We start from the raw sequence: 13112 nt of genomic DNA, 5'->3' as shown, positions 1-13112 counted from the left end.
CGGCTCCGCCCTCCCGAACGCGCAGCAAAAAGGCTGTCGAGCGCTGCTCGACAGCCTTGCTATATGGACGAATTCGCGAACCCGCCGGATTCCGCTTCGATCAAGCTTTGCTCTGCTGCACTACTTCAAGCGCCATCTCCGCTTTTTTCATGTCATGATCGATCTGCTCTTCCAGGTCGTAAGGATGGTACAGCTCGTTGTCGATCATGTAATCGGCGATTTGCTGGTGCGTTTTGATAGCCGTATCCAGCTGGGACTTGAGCACTTTGCGCACTTTCGGCGAAGCCGCTTCGGTCAGGGCGATTGCGTAGCTGCGCACGGCCATTTTGGCGGACAGCAGCATATCGGTGGCGATCGCCATGTCGTTCATCGGCGTTACGGCTTTGACAAGCGTTTCTTTGGTCATCGATTTTGGCGTAGTCATCGGTAAACCCTCCTCAGCTGATCAAAAGTGTTTTGAGTTCGTCGATTGCTTTCATGGAATTGTCGATGTCTTCCTGCATGAGCGCTCTCAGCTTCTCGTCCTGAACCAGTCCCGACATCGCTACGGCTTTGGTCACACAGGATGTTTTGAGAATCACAAGTTCGTGGATCTCAAGTTTTTCATGCAAAGCGAGTTCCTTCGTTGCCATCGTGATGCACCTCCAGTGGATTTGTCTAAAAGAATAGTACCCGATCCCGAAGAACGTAAACAGATTTGCATCATACTATCTTTTTATGTTTTTTTTGCTAAATAAGTTAAGCTTAACTCTTCTTCACTCTGCTTCCGCCAAAGCCGTGTCTTCCCGTACCGCAATCAGTTTCGCCGGGTCGAGCGTCGTGATCGAATGTACGCCCCACTGCGCCAGGCGGCGCATGTCGTCGGCTTCGGCGACGGTCCAGGCGAACACGTCAAGGCTTTGCTGCCGCGCGGCGGCAAGCAGCTGCGGACGCACGGCCTGATGCGGCACGTTCAGCCCGAAACAGCCGGCTGTGCGCGCTTCTTCGCAAGCCCGACTGACGGCGTCTTCGTAACTGAGGCTGCGAAAGCTGTCGACGTTTACGTTCAGCAGCTTGCGCAAATACGGGCCGATCCGGTTCGCCCGCACCGCCCAGTCGTATTCACACCCGCTCAAAAACACCCGGTCGTCCATGTTCATCTGCTTGACGAGGACGGACACCGGCTCCAGCGCTTCGGCCGTCTTGATATCGAGATTCATTCTTTTGCCCGTCGTCCGAATCCAGCTGAGCACGTCCGCAAGCAGCAGGATCGGCGCGGCCGAATCGGCTTCCAACTCTTCGAGCGTCAGCTCTTTGAGGCTGCCCCGGCGTCCCCGGGACAGCTTCACTTCGTCGTCATGGGCCAGCACGGGCACACCGTCGACCGTCACGCGAATATCGTCTTCGTACACATCCACGCCCAGCTTCAACGCGGCACACAGCGACTCCAGCGAATGGGCGAGGTAGCCCATGCATCCGGTATGCGCGGTAATCAGCGGAAATCGGTTCATAGCCGGTGTCCTCCTTCGGATAAATGAATGCTATAGGTTGGAAATCGGTCATATGGGTCAAAACGGCTTGGCATGTGGGGCAGTTCCCCACAGGTATTCTTATAATAAAACCCAATAATTAGATATGTAACCGTATCGTGTTAATCTTCTGTAAATAAAAAAACCGACCTTCTCCGCAGAGAAGATCGGTCTTCAACGACTTGGCTTAATCGAGCACATAGAGAGGCAGCGTGAAGACGAACGAACTGCCCTGCCCGACGGTGCTTTCCACGGAAATGGTGCCGCTGTGATGCTGGACGATCCCTTTGGCGATCGCGAGTCCGATCCCGCTGCTCTGCACCGTATGCCGACCGTGCCGCTCCCGGAAAAAGCGGTCGAACACGAACGGCAGCGATTCTTCCCCGATCCCTTCGCCGGTATCTTCCACGCAGACGGTAAGCTGTCCGGGCGATTCCCCTTCCCACTCCTCGATCGAGCAGCGAAGCGTGATCGTGCCTCCCGCTTCCGTATGCCGGATCGCGTTGAACACGAGATTGGTCAGCACCTGGGTGATCCGGTCCGTGTCGATCACGACTTGATAATGCCGAAGCTTGGCCGCAGTCACGTTCGCTTCGAACTCGTAGTTCAGGTTCGCCTGCACAATGTCCAACCTGAACTTGTCTTGGATCGTATCGAGCCATTCCTCCAGACTCGTCATCATAAAGATCATGTCGGACTTGCCGGACTCCAGGCGGGACAATTCGAACAGATCGTGGATCAGCCGGTTCAAGCCGAGCGCTTTGACGAGCACCATTTCCAGATACGTCTTCCGGTCTTCTTCGCGTTCCACGAGTCCCGAGACGATCGCTTCGACATAGCCCTGAATCGCGGTCATCGGCGTGCGCAGCTCATGCGAGATGTCGCTGAGCAGCCGTCGGCGGGACAGCTCCAGGCGGCCCAGCGCTTCGTTCTTCTCTTCCAGCTCCAATGTACGGCTCTGGATACGGTGCTCCAGATTCGTGTTCAATTCGGACAGCTGTCCGTTCAGCTCCGCCAACTGGCGACCGTTCAGGCTCAGCTCCTGGGCGGACCTTTTGAGCAGCAGCAGCGTCCGTACCCGGCTGACCAGTTCGTTGCGGCCGATCGGCTTCGAGATATAATCGTTGGCCCCGGCGGCAAAGCAGGCGGCAATCGTGTCGTCGCGGCTGCTTGCCGTCATGATCAGGATCGGCAGATCGATCAGACTGTAGCGCTCCCGGATCCAGCCGCACAGTTCATAGCCGGACATGCCGACCATCATCATGTCCGTGATGACCAGATCGATGTCTGTCAGTTCGTTCATGCGCTCCAGCACTTCGGCGCCGCTGTTTGCGACTTCGAACACGCAGTTCAGCGAGGCCAGCTGCTGAATGACGACCTGCAGGTTCACCGGCTCGTCATCCACGATCAGCACGCGGTACGGCTGCCCGTCCGAATCGTCTCCGGCGGCGGCCGCTGCAGCAGCTCGCGTGACCGAAGCCTGCACCTCCGCGCCTTCCGGAACGTAATCGTCGGCCCAACGTCCGGCGAACACGGACGGGGCTTTGTTTTTCCGCTGCCCGATCGTGAACGAGAACCGGGAGCCTTCATCGACTTTCGATTGGACGCGGATCTCTCCGCCGTGCAGTTCGACCAACTGCTTCGTAATTTTCAGGCCGAGTCCCGTCCCTGTATTGTCGATCGAATCCAGCTTCTCGAACGGTTTGAAAATCATCGCGAATTTGTGTTCCGGGATGCCGATTCCGGTATCTTCGACCTGGATCTCCACTTCGCCCTGCACGCTCTGCGCGCGAATGACGATATGGCCGGACGGCGTATACTTGATCGCGTTGCCGACCAGGTTGAACAGAATCTGCTGCATGCGGTTCTCGTCGGCATAGACCGTCGGGAACTGGGGATCGATCCGGTTGTGCAGAATGAGATTCCGGCCTGTGATGAGCGGTTTGACCACCGTCAGCACAACCTGTACGAGTTGATGCAGATTGATCGGGGTCCGGTTCAGCTGCACGTCTTTATTTTTGAGCAGGGCATAATCCAAAATATCGTTAATAAGAAAAGACATGCGCTGGCCGCTGGACACGATCATGTCGAGATGCAGCCGCTGGCTGTCGTCCAGTCGATCGCCCATACTGTGCAGCATCGATTGCGTCAGCCCGATAATGCCGTTCAGCGGCGTGCGCAGCTCATGGGACGTGTTGGCCAGAAATTCGTCTTTGACCCGATCGAGATCAAGCAGGCGCGCCGACAGCCGTTCGTTCGTCTGGATCGCATTGGAAAATTTGGTCGCCACGATCACGGACAGGCAGAGAATGAGGAACAGGATGCCGTAGGAAAAGTAAATGCCGGTATGGATAACGCCGTTGCTCGTAAGAATATCGTTCAGGACCGTCATGAAAAAGACCAAGCCGCCGGCCAGCATCCAGCGGGCGCCCGGAAGTTTCTTCAGCGCGGCCCGGATCACGTACCAGATGACCGCGCAACCGACCAGAATGGCGTAAGCCTGCATGACCGATGCCAGATCCGTGTACACCTGGGCCGGCGTGAACAGAATGAACAACGTACACAGCAGCCCCGGGACCCACAATGCGTTACGCATGCGCTTGGACATTTGATTGGGAAAAATGGAATAGCAAAACAATACGCACAGCGGCGCGCTGCCTACAAAACCCAAATATTCGAGCTTCAACAGAACGTTGTCGCTCAGTCCCGGGATCAGCTCCGCCAATACATACTGCGAATGGCCGCTGTTCTTCATCGCCAGCACGAGGCAGACGAGTCCGAAATACAAAGACTCCCGGTTTTTGCGCAGCAGCGCGTACAACAGGACATGGTACAGCCCCATGATCAGCATGCAGCCGATGACCATGCTCTCGGCGACCAGCTTGTTTTTCATCTGTTGTTCCAGCCGATCATATTCGCCGAGGGTGAGCGACCCGAACAGGCCCGCTTTGCGCTGCGTATAATTGGAGACCTGGATAATAATGTCCGCCTGGGACTGGCCGGCTTCGATCCGCGTCAGCGCGGGCACCATATAAGGCAAAGCTTCAGCCCGCGTTCGGCCGACCGTGCCGCTCTCTTCGACGAGCTTGCCGTTGATCCACATCCGGTGCGCCGAAGTGATGCCTCTGGTGATCAGTCCCAGTTCGACGTCTTTGTCGGGGATGTCCACGACGAGGCGGTAGGTGGCGAATCCGCTGCTGCCCAGCTGCTGCCCGTCGATCTCGTACCCGGTCCAGGATCGCGGCACGTCGATATAACGAGCCGGACCCGTGCGTCCGTTCGCAAAATCGGCCGGTTCCAGCAGTTGATTCCAATAGAAGGCCCATGAACCGTCGAGCGCAATTCCGTCCGCCGCAAATTCGGTCTCGCCCGGTACCGACAGATGCCCGCCCTGCGGGGCCAGCGGGTTCGGACCGGACGAAGATCGAGACACCATCAGCCCGGCGAGAATCAGAAAAAACAAAACCAGGAGCGCGATGCAGGATCGGGTCAATATACGTTTTTTCATAACATTCCCACCGCTTGAGTTCCTCCCTTTTCCCGAAAATGAAACCCGAGTCGGCAGCTTCATTCACGTATCATAGCACAGTCTTCCCGCCTGGCAAGATCGCCTGGAATCTTCATATTCGAACGATGTCCGGATGCCTGCCGTTTCTTGTCGAATTTTAAATATTCAATCGACTTGGACGCGTCTGCATGAGATAATCGAATCAGTAAACATAGGACTTCATCCATGCGATATCCCCAAGGAGACTGACGCCTCATGTCCTTCAACAAAACGATTCTGATCGTCGACGACGACCCCGAAATCAACGAACTGCTGACGATATCCCTCAAACGCGAAGGCTTTCATACGGTGTCCGCCTATACCGGCGCGGAAGCGCTCCGGGCGGCCCAGCAGCATCTGCCGGATCTGGTGCTGCTCGATGTGCTGCTGCCCGGCATGGACGGCTTCCAGATCTGCAGCGAGATCCGCAAGACGAGCAACGTACCGATCCTGTTCGTCAGCTGCAAAGACGAAGCGACCGACAAAGTGCTGGGACTCGGCCTTGGCGGCGACGACTTCATCTCCAAGCCGTTTAGCCCGATTGAGCTGATCGCCCGCGTCAAAGCCCATATTCGGCGCAACAACATGCCGCCCAAGCCGGAAGAGCAGCTCGACGAGACGCTCGTGTTCGACAACCTGCTGATCGACCCCGCCGCGCACCGCGTGCTGGTCGACAACAAGCCGGTCGCCTTGTCCGCCAAAGAATTCAACCTGCTGCTTCATCTCGCCAAAAATCCGAACCGCGTCTACAAAAACGAACAGCTTTTCTCGCTGCTCTGGGACGACGTCCATATGGGCGACACCCATACGGTCATGGTACACATCTATAATTTGCGCAAAAAACTGGAGAAGAACCCCGCCAAGCCGCACTATATCCGNNNAGGCCCTTCCACCTGTTCCGAGGTGAAAGGGCCTTTCTTGGTTGTCGGATTCTTATTTGACCGACCCCACCATGCCTGCAACGAAGTGCTTCTGCATGAGGAAGAATACGAGCGCCGTCGGAACCGTCGACAGCACGATCGCCATCATGATCAGGCCGTAGTCCGGCGCGTAGCCCGAACCGAGGTTCGAAATCAGCAGCGGAATCGTCTGGTTCTCCGGCGATTGCAAGATGACGAGCGGCCACATGTAGTTGTTCCAGCTCGACATGAACGTGATGATTGCCGCTGCCGCGTACGTCGTTTTCATCGTCGGCAGGTAGATACGGAAAAACAATCCGAGTTCCGTCAGTCCGTCCATACGGCCGGCTTCCAGCAGCTCGCGCGGGAACATTTTCGTACTTTGACGGAAAAAGAAGATCAGGAACGCCGTCGTGAACGTCGGAATAACGACCGCCGCCGGCGTATCGATACCGAAGGTCGGGAAGAAATTGGTGATTTTACCGAACATGCGGTACAGCGGAACCATCAGGGCCGCGAACGGAATCATCATCGACAGCAGCAGGATCGAGAAAACGATGTCTTTCGCTTTGCTGCGGTAGATTTCGAAGCCGTAACCCGCGAGCGAAGCGATCAGCATGGCGAGAATCGTCGTCGTGATCGAGATTTTGGCCGAGTTGCCGAGCGCGTTCCAGATGTCGACGCTTGCCGTCAGGTTGCGCAGGTTGTCGAGCATGTGCGCGCCCGGCAGCAGCCGGCCCCGCGTGACGTCGACCGACAGGTTGGTGGAGCTGACGATCATCCAGAAGAACGGGAAGATCGAGATAAAGGCCGCGAGACAGAGGAACAAATACATGGACGCTCTTTTTGCTTTAAGCATTGCGATCACCTGCCACTTTGAATTGGAGGAAGGACAGAATGACGATCATGATTACGATGGAATACGACACGGTAGCCGCGTAACCGAAGTCGGCCGAATATTCGAACGACAGATTGTAGATGTACTGCGAAATGGTGGTCGTCGCGTTGCCGGGACCGCCTTTCGTAATGTTCATGACTTCATCGAACAGCTGCAGCGTACCGATCGTCGACGTGATCGACGTGAACAGGATGATCGGTTTGAGCAGCGGAACGGTAATGCTGAAAAACTGGCGGAACGCGGAAGCGCCGTCGATGCGGGCCGCTTCGTAGATCGACTGGTCGATATTTTGCAGACCCGACAGGTAGAAGATCATGTTGTAGCCGGTCCAGCGCCATGTAATCGCGATAACGATCGTCACTTTGGCCCAGAACGGATCGGTGATCCACTGGATCGGGAGGTTGATCAGGTGCAGGTTAAGCAGCATCGCGTTCACGAGGCCGTCCGGCGCGAACAGGTATTTGAAGACGATCGAATACGCGACGAGCGACGTGATACACGGCAGGAAGATCGCGGTGCGGAAAAACCCTTTGAATTTCAGCTTGCGGTCGTTCAGCAGAACCGAGATGAACAGCGCGAGAATGATCATGATCGGCACTTGGAACAGCAGATAGATGAACGTGTTGCCTACGGCAGTGAGGAACATTTTATCCGTGAACAGCCGCTGATAGTTGCCGAGGCCGTTGAATTTCATATTGATGCCCGTGCCGGTCTGGAACGACAGGATCAGAGCCTGGATCATCGGATAGAAATAAAAAGCGGCGATCAGAATGACGGAAGCGGCGATAAACATCCAGCCGACCAACCCCGATTTGAAGCGACGGCCGCGGCCGGATTTTTCTCGATGTGGAGTCAATTGCATTGCGGGACCTGTAGTCTTCATCCGATATCCCTCCTTAAGTGGCGTTGTAAACTTCTGTGGCGAAACGGCTTGCGACGGTGCAAAAAAACTTGATCAACCATGGCGGAAGAACCCCCGCATAAAGGGTGTGTTTTCAAACGCGTCGCTTGCCGTTTGAAAACACAACGTATAACCGGGAGTTCACCGCTAGTTTTCGGTTGGTCGGGCCATCGCGCAGACGCCGGGCAGGCTGACCTGCCCGGGTGCGCTTTTTACGGAAAGGCGTGTTGTTGAAAAAGGAGAACCTGTGCTTATTTCAACTGGGCTTCGGCTTGGGCTTGAGCGTCTTTCATGACCGCGTCCACGTCTTTGGCGCCGCTCAGGTAGTTCTGAACTTCAGCCGACAGGATGTCTTCGATCACGTAAGTGTGCAGGCCGTAGTTGACTTTAGGCACTTCGGTTGTCCATTTTGCGAAGTCGGAGTAGATCTTCTGTCCCTGGAAGAACTCGTCGGCTTCTTCGTAGGCTGTACCGCCCGAAGCGGCTTTGAGCGTTCCGAGTACGCCGATTTTGCTCAGCATTTCCTGATACAGTTCGGCATCGGAACCGAATGTGGTGGACATGAAGTCGGCTGCCGTTTCCTGGCCGTCCATGTTCATGACGTACCACGAGCTGCCGCCGGAGTTGGAAGCGTTGATCGAATCGGCCGTGTCTTTCAGGCTTGGAATCGGAACGACGGCCCATTTGCCGGATTGCGAAGCTTCGGCTTTGATGGAAGGCGTGATCCAGTTGCCGGTCGGCACGGAAGCGACTTCCCCGCTGTTGAAGGCGGCTACGAACTGGCTCCAGTCGGAGTTCATCTTGACGATGTCGGCATCGAACAGCGCTTTGTACACTTCAAGCGATTCCTTGAACGCGGCGTTGCCCACGATGTTCGGCGTTACGCCGTCTTCCTTCAGATACCACGAACCTGCGGATTGCAGCATGATGCGCAGAATGCCGAGGTCGTTCGGATCTTGCGTCAGCATCGCTTTGCCGGTCGCTTCTTTGACTTTTTTGCCGATTTCGATGAATTGATCCCAGTCGATGTTCGTTACGTCTTCCAGCGTGTAGCCGGCTTGTTCCAGGTAATCGGTACGCACGTACAGACCGGTTACGCCGGAGTCGAAAGGAATGCCGTACTGCTTGCCGTCAACACTTGTCGGGCCCGCTTTGTAATCGGCGAAATCTTCGGCTTTGATCGTGGCGGACATGTCGCGGAACGAATCCGGATACGCTTGCAGGAAGTTTTGTGCCCGGTAATCTTCGATCAGGACGACGTTAGGCAGTCCTTTGGTCGTGCCCGAGTTGAGGCCGGTGTTCAGCTTCTGCACGATATCGGCCTGCGCGTTCTCGATGATGTTGATCGTTACGTCCGGGTGATCCTTGGCGTATTTCTCTTTGGCCAGGTTCAGCGCGGCGATGTTGAAGTTCGGGTCCCAAGCCCAGATCGTAATCTCTTTTTTCTCCGGGTCCGAGCTCGAAGCGGTTGTACCTCCGCCGCCTCCCGAGCATGCCGACAACATCAGTGCCGAAGCCGCGAGCGGCAGTAAAACTTTTTTCCAGTTTTTCATTTTCGTTCATCTCCCCTGTTTATCATGATGGTCTGACACCCTTTTAATTCGTGAAAATCGTCGATGTAAGCGGTTGCTTTACGAGATCAATCTTAGCATTGCCACTTCGTTTAAGGTTAGGAATATCTTTGCACGGAATAGGGAAATCATTGTGTGTCGCGATTTTGGTAACGTTACCAATGGTAATAAATTTGGATATGAGTAAAATTTACAGTTTGACTGCGGCGTTCGAGCGTAAAAAAAAGGCGCCTGCCGAATCGCACGGACGCCGAAAATGAAGCCGAAGATGAAAATGGGATAAGTTTTTGAGGGGAAAATTGGGATGGGGACGCGACGAGCCGAGGGCCGGGGTGATAAAAGAGGAATAACTGCGAGAGAGCAGTTATTTGCTCGCAGAACTGACATTTGGACGGAATAGTTGCGAGAGAACAGTTATTTCGTCGTTCTAGGCTGCCGAATGCCACTTGGGACGAAAATAAGTGTATTCTCGCAGTTATTGGCTCGCTTGACCGGCTTGTAGGCGGAATAAATGCGGTAGAGCAGCTATTTGCTCGTAGGCCAAACTGTCGGCGGAATAGTTGCGAGAGAACACTTATTTGCTCGCAGAACTGCCATTTGGACGGAATAGTTGCGAGAGAGCAGTTATTTCGTCGTTTTGGGCTATCGGAGGTCGCTAGGGGCGAAAATAAGTGCGTTCTCGCAGTTATTGGCTCGTTAGTCCTATTTTTCCGCAAAATAGTTGTCGTCAGGACGTTAATTTCGAGTCAGGCGGTTGGGAATTGATCGTGCGTCTCGGACCGGACTCGACCGGGTTCTAATACCGGGATCGAGTGTGCCGGGTTGGACGATTGGGTTAGACCGGACCGGATTCGACCGGGCCAGGTTTGGCGAGTAGGCTCGACTGGGTTGGACGATTGGGTTCGATTGGGCCGGATGCGACGAATCGTCTTGATTGGATTGGACTGGGCTCGCAGGCTGTGCCGCCGCGAATCGCTTCCTCTGCCCCTTTAAGCCGCTACGTCTACGTCTCCTCCGTCAACAGGGGGAGCGTGATGCGGACTTTGGTGCCTTCGCCTTTGCGGCTGTCGATCGTGATGCCGTATTCTTCGCCATAGAGCAGCGTGATGCGGTTGTGTACGTTGCGGACGCCGATGCCGGTGAAGAGTTGGCGTTTGCTTTTCGGATTCGGCAGCGCGGTGCCGTCGGCCGCGGCGCTCCATTCGCCGCCGTCGTCCATGCCGTCGCCGTTGTCGCTCACTTCGCAGACGAGCCTGCCGTCCGCCTGCGAGACGAGCACGTAGATCATGCCGCTTTGTTTTTCGTTAAACGCATGGAAAAACGCATTTTCGATAAACGGCTGAATGATGAGCTTGGGCATCCGGTAGTGCATGCAGTCCGGCGAAGCGAACACGTTAACACGAATCCGGTCGCCGTAGCGGGCATGGTTGATAAAGACGTAATTATGCATGTTTTCGAGTTCCTGCTCGATCGTGACCGTCTCGCTGACGTTGCTGATCGTGTTCTGCAGCAGGGAGATCAGCGCGTTGATCGTCTCCGCCGCGGCTTCCTTGTCGCCTTTTTGGACGAGAATCTTGATCGAAGCGAGCGTGTTGTACAGGAAATGGGGATTGATTTGCCGCTGAAGCGCGGCCAGTTCCGCGTTGCGCCGCTCTTTCTGCGTCTGCAGCAGCTTGGCGATATAGTCGTTGAGCTCGTCTAGCATATAGTTGTACGCACGGCCGAGCTCCTGCACTTCGTAGCCGCCGGCTCCGGTGACGCGCACGTAATTGTCGAAGTTTTTCTCCGTGACCGTCGACATTTGCCGGACGAGCACGGTCAGCGAGCGGGTCTGCCGGCGCGTGATCAGGAACACGAGCAGCAGCGCCGCGCCGACGATCAGGCCGCCGACGAGCACGAGATCGCGCAGGTTGACGACCCGGCCCGCCGCGTAGTCCCGGTCGATCAGGTTAACGAGGTAAAAATCGTACTCCGGGATGTAGCTGGACAGCAAAATGGAATTCCGTCCAAATACGTCCACGTTGCGCCGCGACACTTCGTCGCCTTCCGCCGCCGGCCTGGCATAGCCGAGCAGCGGCTTCGAGACGGTGCCGATCAGCTCTTCGCGGTTGCTCGACACGATGCGGCCTTCGGCATCGAGGATAACGACGTCGTTGCCGGCGCTCGTGAAGTTGCCGTAGAAGCGGCGGAATTCGTCTTCGCGGATCGAGATGTACAGCGTCCCGTAGATGTAGCCGCTCGTGCGTTCCATCAGCGCTTTGGACGCGATGATGTACGGAATGTACGTGCCGCCTTCGCCCGCCGCTTCCGAATCGTACTGATAGATCAACCGCCTCGGTTCGGCTTCGGTGCGCTGCGCCAGCGGATGCTTGAGCAGCCGACGCTCGGGCACAGGCCAATAATTGCGGTCGGTCGAGTAATTGCGTCCGTTGATCCCGACCGCGGTCACGCCAACGTTATACGCGTCGACGTTCGATTTGGTCTGCTTCATCTGCTGGTTCATGCCGAAATACGTCTCCGCCATACGGATAGCGCTGCCTTCTCCCCCGCTCAAATACGCTTTGATCGTTCCGTTAAGCGAAGCGTGCGAAGCGGCGTTGACGACGGAATCGTTGAACGACTCCATCCCCGTGCGGATCTGGTTCAATACTTTGGAATTGGTAATGCCAAACGTCTCGGTAAACAGGCGCTCGGACATACGGATCGTCACGAGCGACGTCACGACGCAGACCGTTACCGTCGCGACGACCATGACGAAGAACAGTTTGACGAACAGGCGCTGTGCGTGGAACCGGCTCCAGTATGCTCTCATGGTAGTAAATCCTCCTTCGGATGAACCCGCAGCCGGTCATTGCTGACTTCCCGGTCATCGCGCCTTATCGACCGGCCCCGTGCTGACGGCGGTACTGGCTCGGCGAGAGGCCGGTTTGCTTCTTGAATACTTTGGTAAAATAGCCGGGGTCCGAGTAGCCGACCCGACCGCTGATCTCCGAGATGCTGATCTCGCCTTCGCGCAGCAGTTCTTCGGCCCGCGAGACGCGAATCTTGTTCAGGTACTCGCTGAAGCCTTCCTTGTTGTGCGTGGCGAAATAGCTGGACAGATACGACGGATTGAAATGGAAATACCGGCCCAGCCCGGTCAGGCTCAGCGGTTCGGCATAATGCTCGTCGATATACGCGAGCAGCTTCTTCATGTTGGCGCCGCCTGTCTGACCGGCGTGTTCGGCGATTTTGGCCTCTGCTTTGAGCAAGAAACTTTCCAGCAAAAACAGGGCGGACCGCGCATCCTGCGCTTCTTCGATCTCGCGGAAAAAGCCGTATTTGGCTTCGTCCAGATCCGCGGCGTCGTAATCCATATTGCCGAGCAGCGTGATCAGGTTAAACACGATATTGCCGAGAAAAGACTTCAGCCCGACCGGCGTCGACCGGTAATCGGCCGCCATGCGCGCCGTATATTCGCGCAGGTCCCGGAACGCTTCCGCGAAATGCTCCCGCTTGATCTCTTCTGTGAACAGGCGCAGATTGAACGCCGGGAGCGGTTCACCGACTTCCGGCAGCTCTTCCGGCAGCATCAGCGCCCGGTCCGGGAAATAGAAGCGGCTCTCCAGCAGCTCGCGCAGCTGCCGGTACGCGGCGCTCAGCTCGCCGAGCGCGGCAAACGCCGTGCCCGCGGCCCAAAATTCGGGCGGGGCTGCGGCGGCGCCGGACGAAGTCGGCGCAAGACCGGCCGGCGGCGCAGGCGCGCCGGCTTCGGCGGCCGCGCACTCGCGCAGCGCGGCGAGCAGCGC

9 protein-coding genes and 1 pseudogene are annotated in these 13112 nt (G+C 56.4%); 1 reads left to right on the top strand and 9 read right to left on the bottom strand.

Annotated features, from left to right (window positions below):
• Positions 1 to 100: 100 nt before the first annotated feature.
• The 4 genes from FTE24_RS09420 to FTE24_RS09405 form a co-directional block, all read right to left on the bottom strand.
• Positions 101 to 424 (bottom strand): spore coat protein, encoded by a 324-nt coding sequence (locus tag FTE24_RS09420; RefSeq protein ID WP_150233000.1) that lies wholly within the window; start codon positions 422 to 424, stop codon positions 101 to 103.
• A gap of 13 nt (positions 425 to 437) precedes the next feature.
• On the bottom strand, positions 438 to 632 hold the full coding sequence (locus FTE24_RS09415; protein ID WP_150232998.1) for a spore coat protein: 195 nt from the start codon (positions 630 to 632) through the stop codon (positions 438 to 440).
• A gap of 123 nt (positions 633 to 755) precedes the next feature.
• Positions 756 to 1490, bottom strand: coding sequence for a glycerophosphodiester phosphodiesterase (locus tag FTE24_RS09410; RefSeq protein WP_150232995.1), 735 nt, complete (start codon positions 1488 to 1490; stop codon positions 756 to 758).
• 205 nt (positions 1491 to 1695) lie between these two features.
• A complete protein-coding gene (locus tag FTE24_RS09405; RefSeq protein WP_160441713.1) occupies positions 1696 to 5016 on the bottom strand; it encodes an ATP-binding protein in 3321 nt (1106 codons plus the stop codon).
• A gap of 255 nt (positions 5017 to 5271) precedes the next feature.
• Here FTE24_RS09405 and FTE24_RS09400 point away from each other — a divergent pair.
• Positions 5272 to 5874 (top strand): annotated as a pseudogene (locus FTE24_RS09400) (response regulator transcription factor); the annotation flags it as partial.
• A 114-nt stretch (positions 5875 to 5988) separates the two neighbouring features.
• Here FTE24_RS09400 and FTE24_RS09395 read toward each other — a convergent pair.
• The 5 genes from FTE24_RS09395 to FTE24_RS09375 form a co-directional block, all read right to left on the bottom strand.
• Entirely contained in the window at positions 5989 to 6813 is an 825-nt protein-coding gene (locus FTE24_RS09395; RefSeq protein ID WP_141446863.1) for a carbohydrate ABC transporter permease, read from the bottom strand.
• A complete protein-coding gene (locus FTE24_RS09390; protein WP_415663190.1) occupies positions 6806 to 7735 on the bottom strand; it encodes a carbohydrate ABC transporter permease in 930 nt (309 codons plus the stop codon). Before FTE24_RS09390 ends, FTE24_RS09395 begins: the two co-directional genes overlap by 8 nt.
• A 269-nt stretch (positions 7736 to 8004) precedes the next feature.
• Positions 8005 to 9306: an ABC transporter substrate-binding protein gene (locus FTE24_RS09385; RefSeq protein WP_141446865.1), complete on the bottom strand. Its 1302-nt coding sequence runs from the start codon at positions 9304 to 9306 to the stop codon at positions 8005 to 8007.
• Between the two features lie 1021 nt (positions 9307 to 10327).
• Positions 10328 to 12136, bottom strand: coding sequence for a sensor histidine kinase (locus FTE24_RS09380; protein ID WP_150232988.1), 1809 nt, complete (start codon positions 12134 to 12136; stop codon positions 10328 to 10330).
• 64 nt (positions 12137 to 12200) lie between these two features.
• Positions 12201 to 13112, bottom strand: a 912-nt coding sequence (locus FTE24_RS09375; RefSeq protein WP_160441712.1) for a helix-turn-helix transcriptional regulator, incomplete at its 5' end; no start/stop codon positions are given.

Origin of the sequence: Saccharibacillus sp. WB 17, from assembly GCF_008634075.2 — a bacterium.
GTDB lineage: Bacteria > Bacillota > Bacilli > Paenibacillales > Paenibacillaceae > Saccharibacillus > Saccharibacillus brassicae.
This window is presented reverse-complemented; position numbering and strand designations above follow the sequence as displayed.

Bases quoted from the DNA above. Each gene is read 5' to 3' on its own strand.
- FTE24_RS09385 (WP_141446865.1), bottom strand. From the start codon at position 9,306: ATGAAAAACTGGAAAAAAGTTTTACTGCCGCTCGCGGCTTCGGCACTG.
- FTE24_RS09395 (WP_141446863.1), bottom strand. From the start codon at position 6,813: ATGCTTAAAGCAAAAAGAGCGTCCATGTATTTGTTCCTCTGTCTCGCG.
- FTE24_RS09405 (WP_160441713.1), bottom strand. From the start codon at position 5,016: ATGAAAAAACGTATATTGACCCGATCCTGCATCGCGCTCCTGGTTTTG.
- FTE24_RS09420 (WP_150233000.1), bottom strand. From the start codon at position 424: ATGACTACGCCAAAATCGATGACCAAAGAAACGCTTGTCAAAGCCGTA.
- FTE24_RS09410 (WP_150232995.1), bottom strand. From the start codon at position 1,490: ATGAACCGATTTCCGCTGATTACCGCGCATACCGGATGCATGGGCTAC.
- FTE24_RS09380 (WP_150232988.1), bottom strand. From the start codon at position 12,136: ATGAGAGCATACTGGAGCCGGTTCCACGCACAGCGCCTGTTCGTCAAA.
- FTE24_RS09415 (WP_150232998.1), bottom strand. From the start codon at position 632: ATGGCAACGAAGGAACTCGCTTTGCATGAAAAACTTGAGATCCACGAA.
- FTE24_RS09390 (WP_415663190.1), bottom strand. From the start codon at position 7,735: ATGAAGACTACAGGTCCCGCAATGCAATTGACTCCACATCGAGAAAAA.